The sequence below is a fragment of the Neoroseomonas soli genome (genome assembly GCF_018129065.1).
GTDB lineage: Bacteria > Pseudomonadota > Alphaproteobacteria > Acetobacterales > Acetobacteraceae > Neoroseomonas > Neoroseomonas soli.
The window spans coordinates 1-15,167 of the sequence record NZ_JAAEDM010000047.1; the positions used below are offsets into that span (position 1 = coordinate 1).

At 71.0% G+C, this 15,167-nt stretch carries 15 protein-coding genes and 1 pseudogene; 8 read left to right on the forward strand and 8 right to left on the reverse strand.

Annotation, left to right across the window (positions count from 1 at the left end; translation table 11 throughout):
- The 8 genes and pseudogenes from GXW76_RS16000 to GXW76_RS16035 all read left to right on the forward strand — a co-directional run.
- A pseudogene (locus tag GXW76_RS16000) lies at positions 1–1,627 on the forward strand (hypothetical protein); the annotation flags it as partial.
- Positions 1,628–1,738: 111 nt separating this feature from the next.
- Positions 1,739–2,203, forward strand: a complete 465-nt coding sequence (locus GXW76_RS16005; RefSeq protein WP_211863094.1) for a VOC family protein — start codon at positions 1,739–1,741, stop codon at positions 2,201–2,203.
- Between the two features lie 104 nt (positions 2,204–2,307).
- Positions 2,308–2,604, forward strand: a complete 297-nt coding sequence (locus GXW76_RS16010) for an AtpZ/AtpI family protein (RefSeq protein ID WP_211863095.1) — start codon at positions 2,308–2,310, stop codon at positions 2,602–2,604.
- Positions 2,605–2,626: 22 nt separating this feature from the next.
- Positions 2,627–3,382 (forward strand): F0F1 ATP synthase subunit A, encoded by a 756-nt coding sequence (locus tag GXW76_RS16015; RefSeq protein WP_211863096.1) that lies wholly within the window; start codon positions 2,627–2,629, stop codon positions 3,380–3,382.
- Between the two features lie 70 nt (positions 3,383–3,452).
- Positions 3,453–3,677, forward strand: a complete 225-nt coding sequence (locus GXW76_RS16020; protein ID WP_133221840.1) for an ATP synthase subunit C family protein — start codon at positions 3,453–3,455, stop codon at positions 3,675–3,677.
- Positions 3,678–3,775: 98 nt separating this feature from the next.
- Positions 3,776–4,378, forward strand: a complete 603-nt coding sequence (locus GXW76_RS16025; RefSeq protein ID WP_246514424.1) for a F0F1 ATP synthase subunit B family protein — start codon at positions 3,776–3,778, stop codon at positions 4,376–4,378.
- The gene (locus GXW76_RS16030; protein WP_211863098.1) at positions 4,378–4,884 is read left to right on the forward strand and encodes a F0F1 ATP synthase subunit B family protein; all 507 of its coding nucleotides are present in this window, start codon (positions 4,378–4,380) and stop codon (positions 4,882–4,884) included. The genes GXW76_RS16025 and GXW76_RS16030 overlap by 1 nt, the downstream gene beginning before the upstream one ends.
- A 159-nt stretch (positions 4,885–5,043) precedes the next feature.
- On the forward strand, positions 5,044–6,624 hold the full coding sequence (locus GXW76_RS16035) for an ABC transporter substrate-binding protein (RefSeq protein ID WP_211863099.1): 1,581 nt from the start codon (positions 5,044–5,046) through the stop codon (positions 6,622–6,624).
- 234 nt (positions 6,625–6,858) lie between these two features.
- Here the strand turns inward: GXW76_RS16035 and GXW76_RS16040 are convergent, their stop codons facing one another.
- The 8 genes from GXW76_RS16040 to gcvH all read right to left on the reverse strand — a co-directional run bounded on the left by GXW76_RS16040 (position 6,859) and on the right by gcvH (position 15,164).
- Positions 6,859–7,833: a Bug family tripartite tricarboxylate transporter substrate binding protein gene (locus GXW76_RS16040; protein WP_211863100.1), complete on the reverse strand. Its 975-nt coding sequence runs from the start codon at positions 7,831–7,833 to the stop codon at positions 6,859–6,861.
- 177 nt (positions 7,834–8,010) lie between these two features.
- Positions 8,011–9,429: an MmgE/PrpD family protein gene (locus tag GXW76_RS16045; RefSeq protein WP_211863101.1), complete on the reverse strand. Its 1,419-nt coding sequence runs from the start codon at positions 9,427–9,429 to the stop codon at positions 8,011–8,013.
- Complete coding sequence (locus GXW76_RS16050) at positions 9,339–10,424, reverse strand: TRAP transporter substrate-binding protein (RefSeq protein ID WP_211863102.1); 1,086 nt, start codon at positions 10,422–10,424, stop codon at positions 9,339–9,341. Before GXW76_RS16050 ends, GXW76_RS16045 begins: the two co-directional genes overlap by 91 nt.
- A gap of 77 nt (positions 10,425–10,501) precedes the next feature.
- The gene (locus GXW76_RS16055; RefSeq protein WP_211863103.1) at positions 10,502–10,951 is read right to left on the reverse strand and encodes a GNAT family N-acetyltransferase; all 450 of its coding nucleotides are present in this window, start codon (positions 10,949–10,951) and stop codon (positions 10,502–10,504) included.
- The gene (locus GXW76_RS16060; RefSeq protein ID WP_211863104.1) at positions 10,948–11,286 is read right to left on the reverse strand and encodes a cupin domain-containing protein; all 339 of its coding nucleotides are present in this window, start codon (positions 11,284–11,286) and stop codon (positions 10,948–10,950) included. Before GXW76_RS16060 ends, GXW76_RS16055 begins: the two co-directional genes overlap by 4 nt.
- Positions 11,287–11,329: 43 nt before the next feature.
- The gene (locus GXW76_RS16065) at positions 11,330–11,890 is read right to left on the reverse strand and encodes an NUDIX hydrolase (protein ID WP_211863105.1); all 561 of its coding nucleotides are present in this window, start codon (positions 11,888–11,890) and stop codon (positions 11,330–11,332) included.
- Positions 11,887–14,790 (reverse strand): aminomethyl-transferring glycine dehydrogenase, encoded by a 2,904-nt coding sequence (gene gcvP / locus GXW76_RS16070; protein ID WP_211863106.1) that lies wholly within the window; start codon positions 14,788–14,790, stop codon positions 11,887–11,889. Before gcvP ends, GXW76_RS16065 begins: the two co-directional genes overlap by 4 nt.
- Positions 14,787–15,164, reverse strand: coding sequence for a glycine cleavage system protein GcvH (gene gcvH / locus GXW76_RS16075; RefSeq protein ID WP_211863107.1), 378 nt, complete (start codon positions 15,162–15,164; stop codon positions 14,787–14,789). The genes gcvP and gcvH overlap by 4 nt, the downstream gene beginning before the upstream one ends.
- Positions 15,165–15,167 lie beyond the last annotated feature (3 nt).

A 15,167-nucleotide genomic window follows, 5' to 3' on the forward strand; every position in this document is an offset into this window, starting at 1 on the left:
CCATGCGCGTGCGGAGAGCCGGCTTGCGGCCATCGAGCCGCAACTCGCACGCCTCGGCTCCGACCGCGCCGAGGCCGAGGCCCTCCTGGAAGCGGCCTGGCAGGCGGTGGCGGCGCTGCCGGACCTAGCCGCGCTGCGCGCCGCCGCCGAGGAAGGCGGCCGCGCCGAATCCCGCGCCCAGGCCGCCGAGCACACCGCCCGCGAGGCCCGCCGCGCCGCCGAGGCCACCGCGAAAGGTGCGCGCCAGCACGAGAGCACCCTCGCTGCCCGCGCCGCCGAGGCCGAGAGCCGGCTGGCGGCGCTGGAGCCGCAACTCGCCCGTCTCGCCGTCGAACTCGCGGAAGCGGAGGCGACCCACGCGGAAGCCGTGGCCGCCGCGGCCGGGCTGCCGGACCTCGACGCCCTGCGCGCGGCGGTGACGACGGCGCGTGACGCCCTGGCCGCCGCCCGCGCCGCCGAGGTGCAGGCGCGCAGCGACATCGCCGCGCTTTCCGCCGAGGCCCAACGTGTGGTCGCGCGGCTCGCCGCGGTCGGCGAGGAAGCCGCGCTCTGGACCACGCGCGGGGAGGATGCCGAGGCGCGGGTCGTGGAACTCCGCCGCCGCAGCGCCGAGGCCCAGACCGAACGCGACGGGCTGGCCGAAGCGCCGGAGTTCGCGGGCGCCCGGCGGCGGGAGGCCTCCGGCCTGCTGGCCGAATGCGAAGCCACCCACGCCGCCGCCGCCAAGGCGCTGGCCGAGGCCGAGAACCGCCTGCGCACCGCCGGCGAGGCACGCCGCAAGGCCGACGCCATCTTCGCCTCCGCCCGCGAGGGCCAGGTGCGCACCGAGGGCGCCGCCGAAGCCGCCGTGACCGCCGAGGAAGCCGTCGCGGCCCGCATCGAGGAGCGCCTCGGCGAGGGTGCGGAACTGCCGCCGGCGCCGGAGGAACTCTCCGACACCGCGGAGGAGAAGGCCCGCCGCAAGGTCGAGCGCCTGGCGCGGGAGCGCGAGGAGATGGGCCCCGTCAACCTCCGCGCCGAGATCGAGGTCGCGGAGATCGAGGAGCGCATCAGGCAGATCGGCTCCGACCGCGAGGAGGTGCAGGCGGCGATCGCCAAGCTGCGCGGGTCCATCGGCCACCTGAACCGCGAGGGGCGCGAGCGGCTGCGCGAGGTCTTCGACCGCGTCGATGCCGAGTTCCGGCAGTTGTTCAGTCGGTTGTTCGGCGGCGGGCGGGCGCATCTGGCGCTGGTGGGCTCCGATGACCCGCTGGAGGCGGGGCTCGAGATCTATGCCGAACCGCCCGGAAAGAAGCTCGCGACGCTGTCGCTGCTCTCGGGTGGCGAGCAGGCGCTGACGGCGCTGTCGCTGATCTTCGCGGTGTTCCGCTGCCAGCCGGCGCCGGTCTGCGTGCTGGACGAGGTGGACGCGCCGCTCGACGACGCCAACGTGGAACGTCTCTGCGACCTGCTCGACGCCATGGCGGCCGAAAGCGGGACGCGCTTCCTCGTCGTCACCCACCATCCGCTGACCATGGCGCGCATGCACCGTCTCTACGGCGTGACGATGCAGGAACGCGGCGTGTCGCGGCTGCTGAGCGTGGATCTCGGCCAGGCGGTGCAGATGGCGGAGGGGCCGCCGGCCTGATCCGGCCGGCCTGCTCCGCGCCTGCAGCTTGGCCTGTAAAGTTCCTGTTATGTTCTGGTTTTCGGTGCAGGGTCGTGCCAAGGTCCCGGCCTTCGGCACAGGAGGACCGCCATGACCGTCTCGCCCATCCCCGCCGGCTACCGTTCCGTCACGCCTTATCTGTGCGTCGATGGCGCGGCCCGGGCGATCGAGTTCTACGTGAAGGTCTTCGGCGCGAAGGAGCGCATGCGCCTGACCACGCCCGAAGGCGGCGTCGGCCACGCGGAGATCGAGATCGGCGACTCGGTCGTCATGCTCGGCGATCCATGGCCCGAGGGCGGGTTTACCGCACCCGCCGGCACCACGACGGCCATCATGGTCCACGTCTACGTGGAAGACGCCGACGCGGTCTTCGCCCGCGCACTGGCCGCCGGGGCGGACATCGTCCAGCCGATCGAGACACGCTTCTATGGCGACCGGGGCGGCACCATCCGCGACCCCTTCGGCCAGCGCTGGCACATCGCCACCCATGTCGAGGACGTATCCGAGGACGAGGTCCGCCGCCGCCTCGCCGCCATGTCGCCTGCCAACGCATAATGCCGGAAAATCCGGGAAATGCGGCGCGGCGCGCGCTTGACAGGTCAGGTACCCACCCGTAAAGCGCGGCCTGCCTTCCGGCGGAGTTCCGCCAGGGAGCGAAGGTGGACGAGCGCAGCGAGTTCGAGGATCGGTTGCGGCAGGCCAGGGCCCGCGAGGGCCTGGACAAGCGCCCGGAAGGGCGTGGGCAACTGCCGCAGGGCCCCTGGGGCATCGGACTGCGCGCGGGGGTCGAGGTATTCTCGGCCCTGGTCGTGGGCATCGGTCTCGGCTTCGCGCTGGACCGCTGGCTCGGGACCTGGCCTTGGCTCTTCCTGGTGTTCTTCGTCATGGGCAGCGCGGCCGGGGTCATGAACGTCTACCGATTGTTCAACCCACGAACACGCCCGCGCAGTGATTGATTGACGGACGGGGGACCTGCCGGTGGCCGTTGAAGGCAAGACGATCGACGCGCTCAGCCAGTTCGAGCTCTCTCCCGTGCTCGGCGTCTTCGGTGACGCCGTGTCGTTCAGCCAGTCGAACCTGTTCATGGTCATCGCCGTCGCGCTGACCTTCGGGCTGATGAGCGCGACCGCGACGCGCGGCGCGCTGGTCCCGGGCCGCCTCCAGGCGCTCGGCGAATCCGCCTATGAATTCATCGCCGGCATGGTGCGCGACCAGGTGGGCGACGAGGGCAAGAAGTACTTCCCCTTCGTCTTCTCCATCTTCATGTTCGTGCTGTTCGGCAACCTGCTGGGCATGCTGCCCTACGCCTTCACCTTCACCTCCCACATCGCCGTGACGCTGACGCTCGCGGTGGTGGTGTGGCTGGCGGTGACCGTGATCGCGCTGCAGCGCCACGGCATGCACTTCTTCACCTACTTCTTCCCCGAGGGCGCGCCGGTCTGGCTGGCGCCGATCATCATCCCGGTCGAGATCATCTCCTACCTCTCCCGCATGGTGAGCCTCTCGGTCCGTCTTTTCGCGAACATGGTCGCGGGCCACGTCATGCTGAAGGTGTTCGCCACCTTCGTCGTGCTGCTCGGCGGCCTCGGCGCGGTCGGCCCCTTCGTGGCCGCCATGCCGCTCGCGGTGAATGTCGCCCTGGTCGGGTTCGAATTCCTGGTGGCCTTCCTGCAGGCCTACGTCTTCGCGATCCTCACCAGCATCTACCTGCACGACGCGGTGCACCTGCACTGACCCGCCATGTGACCGGGGTGCTCTTGTCACCGCGTACGTACAGAACTCCATGTAAGGAAGGACGAGTATCATGGAAGTCGCCGCCGCGAAGGCCCTCGGGGCCGGTATTGCCGTCATCGCTCTCTTCGGCGTTGGTCTCGGCATCGGCAACATCTTCTCCTCGCTGATCACCAGCGTGGCGCGCAACCCGGGCGCCCGCGACGCGGTCTTCCCGATCGGCATCCTGGGCTTCGCGCTGACGGAAGCCGTCGCGCTCTTCGCCCTGCTGATCGCCTTCCTCATCCTGTTCGCCTGATCCTTCGTGCCGCCGCGCGCCCCGCACGGGGCCGCGGCGGCCGATCGGCTCCACCCGGGCGCCTTCGGCCCGGGCCTGAAGGCGAGGAGATGACGGCGATGCGCCGAGTGATGACTCTGGCGGCCCTTGCCGCCACCCTGCCCACCCTGGCGATGGCGGCGAGCTCCTCGGCGGTGCCCGTGGACGGCATGCCGCAGCTCGCCTTCGGCCATCCCACCCAGGGCCGCCTGCTGGTCGGCCAGGTAGTCTGGCAGCTCCTGATTTTCATCGCGCTCGTGTACATGATGGCGAAGGTCGCGCTGCCGCGCGTCGGCGCCGTCATCGAGGAGCGCCACAACCGGATCGCCGCCGACCTCGAGGCCGCCCAGGCCGCGAAGGCGACGGCCGACGCCGCCATGGCCGCGCACCGCGCGGCGACCGAGGCAGCGCGGGCCGAGGCGCGCGCTTCCGTGGCCGCCGCCGTGCACGCCGCGCAGTCCGAGGCCGACGCCAAGGCCGCGGTGCTGAACACCCGGCTCAATGCGCAGATCGCCGAGGCCGAGGCGAGGATCGACGCCGCCCGCACTTCCGCCATGGGCGCGCTGCGCGGCGTCGCGGCCGACACGGCCGAGGCGCTGGTGTTGCGCCTGGTCGGCAAGGCCGACCGCGTGGCGGTCGAAGCGGCGGTCGGGCGCGAACTCGCGACCCGCGGGAGGGCGTGATGCACAGCTACGAGCACTTCTGGCTCGACCCGAAGTTCTGGGTCGCCGTCTCCTTCGTCCTGTTCTTCGTGCTACTCGGCAAGAAGATCTGGGGCGTGCTGACCGGCGCCCTGGACGGCAAGGCCGATCGCATCCGCCGTCAGCTCGCCGAGGCCGCCGACCTGCGTGCCCAGGCTGAGCAGATGCTCCACGCCGCCGAGGCCGAGCGCACCGCCGCGGCGAAGGAAGCCGAGGAGCTGCTGGCCCGTGCACGCGAGGAGGCGAACCGCCTCGCCGCCGCCGCCGCCGCCGAGGCCGAGGCCGCCGCGAAGCGCCGCGAACGGATGGCGATGGACCGCATCGCCGCCGCCGAGGCGAGCGCCATCACGGACGTCCGCCATGCCGCGGCCGAAGTGGCCGGTGCGGCCGCCCGCACCGTGCTTGCGGACACGCTCGACGCCTCCGCCGATGCGACGCTGATCGATCGCAGCGTCGCCGACCTGTCGAAGGCCCTGCGCGCGGCCTGATCCGCGCCGGCACGAGCCACCCTGCGAAGGGCGCCGTTCCTCCGGGAGCGGCGCCCTTTTGCTTTCCTGGGCGAGTGGAAGGCAGCGGCCGCGCTGGATGTTCCGCGCCGCGGCCTTGTTCTAATGTGCCGCCACTCAACGCCAGGGAAGAAGAGTCCCATGTCCAGCCGTTTCGCCCTCGCCGCGGCGCTCGCCGCCTCGACAATCCTCGCCGCCCCCGCCTCGGCCAACGTCTTCCGCTGGGCCAATGACGGCGACACCAACTCCATGGATCCCTACACGCGGCAGGAAACCTTCCTGCTGTCGTTCAACGCCAACATCTACGAACCGCTGGTCCGCCGCGACACGCAGATGCGCGTGGAGCCGGCGCTGGCCGAGCGGTGGGAGAACATCTCCCCCACCGTCTGGCGCTTCCACCTGCGCCGCAACGTGAAGTTCTCCGACGGCACGCCCTTCACCGCCGACGACGTGGTGTTCAGCGCCCAGCGCGCGCGTGCCCAGGGTTCCAACATCCAGGGCGTGCTTGCCTCGGTGAAGGAAGTCCGCCGGGTCGACGACTACACGGTGGACTTCGAGACCACCGTCCCGAATCCGATCCTGCTCCAGGAGATCACCAACTGGGGCATGATGAGCCGTGCCTGGTCCGACCGGAACAATGCCGCGCGACCGGCCGACCTGACCTCCCGCGAGGAGAACTTCGCCACCCGCAACGCGATGGGCACGGGCCCGTTCCTGTTGCAGTCGCGCGAACCGGACCGCCGCACCGTGCTGGTGCCGAACCCGAATTGGTGGGACACGCCGCGCCACAACCTGACGCGCGTCGAGTTCAACGTCATCTCGAACGACGCGACGCGCGTCGCCGCGCTGCTCTCGGGCGAGCTCGACTTCGTCTACACCGTGCCGCCGCAGGACGTTGAGCGCATCCGCCGCTCGCCCGGCGTCAGCATCATGCAGGGGCCGGAACTGCGGACGATCTTCCTCGGCATGGACCAGATGCGGCCGCAGCTGCTGAAGTCCGACGTGCAGGGCAAGAACCCGTTCCAGGACGTGCGCGTGCGCCGCGCGATGCTGCTCGCGATCGACGTCAACGCCATCCAGCGCACGGTCATGCGCGGCCAGTCGCGGCCGTCGAACCTGCTCTACGGGCCGGGCGTGAACGGCTTCCTCGAAGCCGATGATGTTCGCCCGGCGGTGAACATCAACGAAGGCAAGCGCCTGCTGGCCGAGGCAGGCTACCCGAACGGCTTCGGCGTCACGCTCGACTGCCCGAACGACCGCTACGTGAACGACGAGGCGATCTGCACAGCGATCACGGCGATGCTGGCCCGCGTCGGCATCCGGGTGACGCTCGCGGCGCAGACCCGCGCGCGCTACTTCGCCGAGATCAACGCGCCGCGCTTCAACACCTCCTTCTACATGCTGGGGTGGACGCCCTCGACGTCCGACGCGCACAACGCGCTCTACAACCTGGCGGCGACGCGTGACGGGGCGCGCGGCGTCTTCAACAGCGCCGGCTACTCGAACCCGCGGTTCGACACGCTGGTGGACCGCATCGCAGTGGAGACCGATGCGGCGCAGCGCCAGCGGCTGATCTCCGAGGCGAGCCAGGTGCTGCGCGACGACGTCGCCTTCATCCCGCTGCACCAGCAGCAGATCGTGTGGGCGGTGCGCCAGGGCTGGACGGTGGTGCAGACCGCCGACAACTACTTCGCGCTTCGGCACGTCCGGCGCGGGCAGTAAGCCATCAGGGGGCCTTGCCCCCTCGATCGCCCCCAAGAATGCCCTTGGGACCCGAATCGGTTCCCAAAGGCCCTTCGGCCTTTGGCGGGGAGATCACGAGAGGGGCGGCGCCCCTCTCGGACCTTCGCCGCAGGAGCGACTTCCGTCCGCGCAGGCTCACGGCGACCGCTCTGGCCATTCGTTCTCGCGAGCATCTTCACCCGATCAGATGATTCCACCTGATCGGGATCCTTTCTAATCCGCCCGTGCGCCGGATGCGCGCACCGCCTCCCGCCACCGCGCGCTCTCGCCCGCGACGAAAGCCGGCAGTTCCGCGCGCGGGATCGGCATCGGATCGAAGGCGCGCTCGCGGAACAGCGACGCCATTTCCGGCCCACCCAACGCCTTGCGCGTCTCCGCGTCGATGCGCGCCACCACCGGCTCGGGCGTGCCACGCAGCGCGAAGAGGCCGGTCCAGTTCACCGACAGGAAGCCCGGCAGTGCCGTCGCGATCGGCGGCACGCCCGGCAGCGCCGCGTTCTCGCGCTCGGACGCCACGCCGAGGGCGCGGATCGCGCCGCCGCGCACCTGCGGGAGCGCCGTGCCCAGCCCGTCGAACATCATCGGCACATTGCCCGCGACCAGGTCCGTCATGGCGGGGGCGCTGCCGCGATAGGGCACGTGCGTCATGTCCACGCCGACGGCGGCGCGGAACATCTCCCCGGTCAGGTGCAACTGCGATCCGGTACCGGAGGAACCGTAGTTGATCCGCCCCGGATTGGCCCGGATATGCGCGATCAGTTCCGGCAGCGTCGCCATCGGAAGCACGCGAGGATTCACCACCAGCACGTTGGGCTGCTGCGCCAGCATCGCGACCGGCACGAAATCCGTGTCCGGGTCGAAGGGCAGGCGCGCGTAGAGCGCCTTGTTGATGCAGATGAGCGAGGCGGTCGCCACCAGCAGCGTATGGCCGTCCGGCTCGGCGCGGGCGAAGGCCTCGCCCGCCACGGTGCCGCCGGCGCCGCCACGGTTGTCGATCACCACCGGCTGGCCGAGGGCCACGGAAAGCCGCTCCCCGATCGCACGCGCCAGGATGTCGGTGGTGCCGCCCGCGGCGAAGGGCACCAGGATGCGGATGGGCCGGCTCGGGAAGCCGACCTGCGCGCGCGCCGGGGCGGTAAGGGCGGCGCCGGCCAGCGCCAGGGCGGTACGCCGTGCAATCGGGGTCATGGGCTCGTCTCCTTGTTCAAGGACGCAGTCCGGCATCCTGCCAGCGAAGTTCGCCGCATCGGCAGCGAATGCGGCGGACAGGCAGGCCATCGAAAGCAGGGGCTGGCGGCTCGGGAACGACGTTCGCGGGACTTCGTAAGCAGGGCACCGGGACGGTTTCCGGTCGGTCGGGACGCATCAGGCCGCCAGGGGGGCGAGCAGCATGCCCCCGGGGCGCGCCTCGCCCACGCCATCGAGCATGGCGGCCAGCGCCGCACGCGCCGCCGCTTCGCCGAGCACCGGGTCGGCGAAGCGGAGGAATTTCGCGCGCACCGCCTGCTCGCTCATCGGCAGGACGGCGTCGCCGGGCACGGCATCGGCGCGCGCTTCGAGACGCGTGCCGTCGCGCAGCATGATCGTGAGTGTCGCGCCGCGGCGGCCGCTCGCGGTCAGCGCGTCATCCTCGGCGAGCCTCACCAGCGCCTCGACGCGCCGCATCATCGGGTCGGCGAGCGCGCCGTCGGCATAGGCCTGGGGGCCCAGATCCCCCTGCAGCAGCGCCGCCGCCACCGCCCAGGCGAGGCTGAACTGCGCCGCGATCGCGCTGCGCGGCGCGCGGTTGGCGGCATAGCGCAGCGCCTCGGCATAGGTGTGGAGGGCGATGGATTCCACGTCCTGCAACCGTCCGCCGAGTGCATCCCGCAGCCCGAGCGCGGCGGCCGCGGCATAATGCGCGTGCCGCACGCCCGCGAAGGGTTTGATGTAGGCCTCCGCCAGCAGCCAGGTGCCGGCGGGGGCGACGGCGGGCGCCTCCTCCTCCAGGCCGAGGGCCATGCGCCGCGCCTCGTCGAAACCGGAAGCGGGCGCGTCCATCCCTGCTGCCGCGCCGGCCGCGGCCAGCGTGCCGAGCAGCGCGGCATGGGCCGGGTAGCTGTTGCGCCCGTCCATGCCCGCCGCGATCGGCGCGTACAGCGAGAAAGGAACCTGGCAGCCCACCAGGCGCACCGCGCGGGCGGCCGCCGCCGCATCCCCGCCGGCAAGCCGCACCGCCGCCGCGGCGGCGCCGAGGGCGTGCCAGGACCCATCCACATGCATTCCCGGCCGGATGCGCCAGGCTTCCCCGGCGCGCCCCGCGACCTCGTAGCCGAGGGCGAAGGCGGCGAGCGCCTCGCCGAGCGTCACGCGCCCTTCCGCCAGCGCGGCGATGCAGAGCGGCGCGACGGCAAGGCCCGGCCGGCCATGCGCGCGGGCGAGGCCCTCATTCGCCTCGTCCCAGCACATCGCCGCGGCGAGGACGGCGGCCGCCCCCACCTGCGACAGCGAGGGCGCGACCCCGGCCATGCGGATCGCGCCGGGCATCGTCGCGCCGAGTGCAGCGGCGAACGCGCGCGGCCGGTCATGGCCCAGCCCCGCCAGCATGCAGCCCAGGCTGTCGGCCAGCAGCAGCCGTGCCTTGCCCGCCGCCGCGCTGCCGGGCGGCGGGCCGTTCCAGGCGAAGCCGATCGCCTGCGTGATCCAGTCCGCGCTCAGCGCGCCTGCACCTGCGCCATGGAGTTCGCGAAACTGTCCTCCACCACCCGGAACCAGGTCTGCTGGTCGAGGCGGAAGCGATCCCACTGCGCGTGGATCTCCTTGAAGCGCGCATTGCGGGCACCGAGCTCGGCATAGAGTTCCTGCGTCGCGCGGTAGCAGGCGGCGATGACGTCGCGCGGGAAGGGTCGAAGCTGCGTCCCGGCGGCGATCAGGCGACGCAGGGCCGGCGGGTTCTGCGCGTCGTAGCGGCCCATCATGTAGGAATAGCCTTCGTGGCAGGCGGTATCGAGCGCAGCCTTGAACTGGGCCGGCAGGCCTTCCCAGGCGCGCAGGTTCACCACCATGGCCAGCGATGCGCTCGGCTCCCACCAGCCCGGGTAGTAGTAGAACTGCGCGACGCGCTGGAAGCCGAGCTTCTCGTCGTCATAGGGGCCGACCCATTCGGCGCCGTCCACCACGCCGCGTTCGAGCGCCGGATAGATGTCAGGGCCCGCGAGCTGCTGCGCGACGGCGCCGAGCTTCTGCAGCACGTCGCCCGCATAGCCCGCGATGCGGAACTTGAGGCCACGCAGGTCGTCGACGCTCTTGATTTCCTTGCGGAACCAGCCGCCCATCTGGGCGCCCGTATTGCCGGCGAGGATGGCGTGCACGCCCTGGTCGCGGAAGACCGGCGCCATCAGGTCCGCGCCGCCGCCATTGTGCCACCAGGCGAATTGCTGGCGCGCGTTCAGCCCGAAGGGCACCACGGAACCGAAGGCAAGCGAGGGATCCTTGCCGTTGTAGTAGTAGGGCGCCGTGTAGCCGCATTCGACCGAGCCCTGCCCGGCCGCGTCCAGCACCTGCAGCGCGGGCACCACCTCGCCCGGGGCGAAGGGCTGGATCTGGAAGGCGCCGTCGGTGATCTCACCGACCCGGCGGCAGATGTGCTCCTGCGTGCCGTAGAGCGTATCGAGCGACTTCGGGAAGCTGCCCGGGCAGCGCCAGCGCACGCGTGGCTGCGCGCTGGCGACATGCGGTGCTGCCACGGTCGCGACGGCCGCGCCGGCGGCCCCGCTGGCAATGAAGCGGCGACGATCCATTCCTGTTCTTCCTCCCGCGCGGGTCTCTGCCCCGCGGGGGAAGCATGGCCGCGCCTGCGGCGCCGCGCAACGCGCCGTTACGGCGTATGGTCGTAGGTGATCCACATGGTCCGCTTGGCCAGCCGGTCATAGACGCCGCGGCCGCGGTAGTTGTCGTCGGCGGTGATCCAGCGGACGACGGACCAGCCGCGCTCCCGCGCCAGGGCGCCGAGATGCAGGATCAACGCATCAGCCGCCCGCTTCCCGCGCGCGGCGGGATCGACGAACAGGTCGTCCAGGAAGCAGCCGACCGAGGCGCTGAGGGGCCGCGCGAAAGACCGGTAATGCGCCAGGCCCACCGGCACGCCGCCGAGTTCCGCGATCAGCCCGTTCACCTCATGCGCCGGGTCGTGCAGCCAGGACCAGACGCGGTCGCGCATCTCGGGCGTCTGGGTGGCGCGGTAGAATTCGGCGTAGCCGGCATAGAGCCGGTCCCAGGCCGCGCGGTGATGCTGCGCGACAGGGACGATCCGGAGCGTTTCGGTCATGCAGTCCTCGTGCTTTCGCCGCCTTCGGGGCCGTAGAAGATGACCCAGACGGCGAGGTCGGGTGAGAAGTCCTCGAAGCGGTGCTCGGCGCCGGCGGGCACCCACAGGAGGTCGCCGGGCGCGAAGGGCTCACGCACCCCGTTGCAGAAGAAGGTACCGCGGCCGCGCACGACGACATAGGCCTCGTCGCGGTTGTGCGGTGCCTGCGGGTCGAGGCCGTGCGGGGCGTACCACCGCGCCTCGAAGCTGCCATGGGTGAAGATGCGGGCGGAGGCGCGGCCGGCCTCCTTCGGCAGGGTGGCGGCCAGCGCGGCGGGGAAGACATGGCGCGACATGGGCCGATGCTGCGCGACCGCCGGGCGCGACGCAACGGCCTTGTCAGAAGGCGATGCGCCCCGCCGCGGCCAGCGCGAGCAACAGGGAGGCGACATGGGTGGATTGCTGCACCTCGCCTTCCCGGATGAGGCGAAGGACATCCGCGACGGGGATCAGTTCCACCGCGATCTCCTCCCCGTTGTCGAAGGACTGGGCGCCCGCGGGCGCCGCACCCAGCGCCAGCACGGTGTGCACGCGGTTGGTGTGGGTCGCGGGGTTGGGGCGCAGGCTGACGACGTGGCGGAATTCGCGGGCGCCGTAGCCGGTTTCCTCGCGGAACTCCCGCGCGCCGCCAGCCACCGGGTCGGCGTCGGTCGCATCCAGCACCCCGCCGGGAAGTTCGAGGTGAACCTCCCCCGCCGCGTGGCGGTACTGGCGGTTCATCACCAGGCGGTCGTCGTCCGTCAGGGCGACGACATGCACCCAGTCCCGGTATTCCAGCACGTAGAAGGGATCCACCACGTCGCCCGAGGGGGCGACGCAGGAATCCGCACGCACGCGGATCCAGCGATCCGCGAGCACGATGCGGCTGGCGGTCACCCGCCAGGGCCGCAGGTCACTCATTCGGCCGCGATCTGGTGCTGCTGCGCGTAGGCCTCGAGCGGCGCACAGGAGCAGACCAGGTTGCGGTCGCCATAGACGTTGTCCACGCGCTTCACCGGCGGCCAGTACTTGCGCGCCTTGACGAAGGGCAGCGGGAAGGCCGCCTGTTCGCGCGTGTAGGGATGCGGCCAGGTTTCCGCCGCGATCTCGGCCGCGGTGTGCGGCGCGTTCTTCAGCGGGTTGTCGGCCTTGTCCATGCGGCCCTGCTCGACGGCGCGGATCTCGGCGCGGATCGCGACCATGGCGTCGATGAAGCGGTCCAGTTCCGCCTTGGGCTCGCTTTCGGTGGGTTCCACCATCAGCGTGCCGGCGACGGGCCAGGACATGGTCGGCGCGTGGAAGCCGTAGTCCTGGAGGCGCTTGGCGATGTCCTCGACCATCACGCCGCCGCCCTGCTGGAAGCCGCGGCAGTCGAGGATGCACTCATGCGCGACCATGTCGTTCATGCCGCGGTAGAGCACCGGGAAATGCGCGCCGAGCCGCTTCGCGACGTAGTTGGCGTTGAGAATCGCCACCTGCGTCGCGCGCTTCAGCCCCTCGGCGCCCATCATGCGGATATAGGCGTAGGAGATCGGCAGGATCGAGGCCGAGCCCCAGGGCGCGGCGCTGACCACGATGTCCTTCGAACCGCCGCAATCCACCACCGGATGACCCGGCAGGAAGGGCGCGAGTTCCGCCGTGACGCCGATCGGCCCCACGCCGGGACCGCCGCCGCCATGTGGGATGCAGAAGGTCTTGTGCAGGTTCAGGTGGCAGACATCGGCGCCGATGGAGGCCGGCGAGGTCAGCCCCACCTGCGCGTTCATGTTGGCGCCGTCCATGTAGACCTTGCCGCCATGCGCGTGGATCAGGGTGCAGATCTCGCGGATGGACGCCTCGAAAACGCCGTGAGTGGACGGGTACGTGATCATCAGCGCGGCGAGGTTCGCCGCGTGCTGTTCCGCCTTCGCCTTGAGGTCGTCGAGGTCCACGCTGCCGTCGCGATCGGTACCGACGACGACCACCTTCATCCCCGCCATCGCGGCGGAGGCCGGGTTGGTGCCGTGGGCCGAGGCCGGGATCAGGCAGATGTCGCGATGCGTGTCGCCACGCGACAGGTGCCAGGCGCGGATCGCCAGCAGGCCGGCATATTCGCCCTGGCTGCCCGCATTCGGCTGCAGCGAGACCGCGGCGAAGCCGGTGATGCGGCAGAGCCAGTCGGATAGCCGATCCGTCAGTTCGCGATAGCCCTTGGCCTGATCGACCGGCGCGAAGGGGTGGATGACGCTGAAGCCGGGCAGCGTGACCGGCACCATTTCCGCCGTCGCGTTCAGCTTCATCGTGCAGGACCCGAGCGGGATCATGCTCCGGTTCAGCGCGACGTCCTTGTCCTCCAGCATCTTCAGGTAGCGGAGCATCGCGTGCTCCGAGTGATGCGTGTTGAAGACGGTGGCGGTGCAATAGGCGGAACCACGTTCCAGCGCGGCGGGGATGCCGCCCGCGGTGGCGCCCACGGCGGCGGGCTTGCCCGCGGCCTCCGCGATGGCCTGCGCGAGGGTGTCGAGTTCCTCGCGCGTCACCGTCTCGTCCAGGGCGATGCCGACCGTGGTGGCGTCGATGCGCGCAAGGTTGAAGCCGCGCTTCAGCGCCGCATCCATCAGCGCCTGCGCCTTCGCGCCCGCATCGAGCGCGACCGTGTCAAAGAAGGCATCGTGCTTCAGCGCGAAGCCGGCGGCCTTCGCGGTGCCGGCGACGAGGCGCGCCAGCAGGTTCACCCGCGTCGCGATGCGCTTCAGCCCCTGCGGCCCGTGCCACACGGCATACATGCCGGCCATGACGGCGAGCAGCACCTGCGCGGTGCAGATGTTGGACGTCGCCTTCTCGCGGCGGATGTGCTGCTCGCGCGTCTGGAGCGCCAGGCGCATTGCCGGCGCGCCGGCGGCATCGACGGAAACACCCACAAGGCGCCCCGGCATCAGTCGCTTGTGCGCGTCCTTCACCGCCATGTAGCCGGCATGCGGGCCGCCATAGCCCATCGGCACGCCGAAGCGCTGGGCGGACCCCACCACCACATCCGCGCCCATCTCGCCGGGCGGCGTCAGGACGCAGAGCGAGAGCGGGTCGGCGGCGACAATGGCAAGGCCACCGCCGGCCTGCACCGCGGCGATCTCGGCGGTGAGGTCGCGCACCTCGCCCGTCGTGCCGGGATACTGGAGCACCAGGGCGAAGGGCTTCGCCGCCGTCACTTCCGCGACGATGGAGGCGACCTTCACGAATCGGACCTCGATGCCGAGCGGTGCGGCGCGCGTGGTCAGCACCGCCTTCGACTGCGGGTGCAGGTCGTCCGCCGCGATCAGCAGGTCCGACTTGCCGCGCGTCGCGGCGTGCGCCAGGTGCATCGCCTCGGCGACCGCGGTAGCCTCATCCAGCAGCGAGGCGTTCGCCACCTGCAGGCCGGTGAGGTCGCAGATCATGGTCTGGTAGTTCACCAGGGCTTCCAGGCGGCCCTGCGCGATCTCGGCCTGATACGGCGTATAGGCCGTGTACCAGCCCGGATTCTCCAGCACGTTGCGCCGGATGACGAGCGGCAGATGCGTGCCGTGGTAGCCCATGCCGATCAGCGACTTGATGTCGGCGCGGTTCTTCAGCGCCATCGCGCGCAACTCGGCGAGTAGTTCGAGTTCCGTCGCCGGCTCGGGCAGGCCGGCGAGGTCCATGCCGAGAATCGTCGCCGGCACGGTCTTCGCGGCAAGGTCATCGAGGCTCGACGCGCCGACCACGCGGAGCATCTCGGCGATCTCGGCCTCGGACGGCGCGATGTGGCGCGGCGCGAAGGCGTCGCCCGCCTCCAGCGCCGCCAGCGTGTCGAGCGCGCTGCTCATGCGAGCGTGTCCACGAAGGCCGCGTAGGCGGCTTCGTCCATCAGCGCGGCGACCTCGGCCGCGTCGGCGGGCTCGATCCTGAAGAACCAGCCATCGGTGGTCGGCGCCGAATTGATCGTGCCTGGATTGTCGGCAAGGCCGGCATTCACCTCGACGATCTTCCCGGCGATCGGGGCATAGACGTCGGAGGCGGCCTTCACGCTCTCCACCACGGCGATGGCCTCGCCGGCGGCGACGGTGCGGCCGACGTCGGGCAGGTCCACGAAGACCACGTCACCGAGCGCGTTCTGCGCATGGTCGGTGATGCCGACGGTGGCGACGCCACCCTCCAGGCGCACCCATTCGTGGTCCTTGGTGAATTTCGTCTCGGACATCGG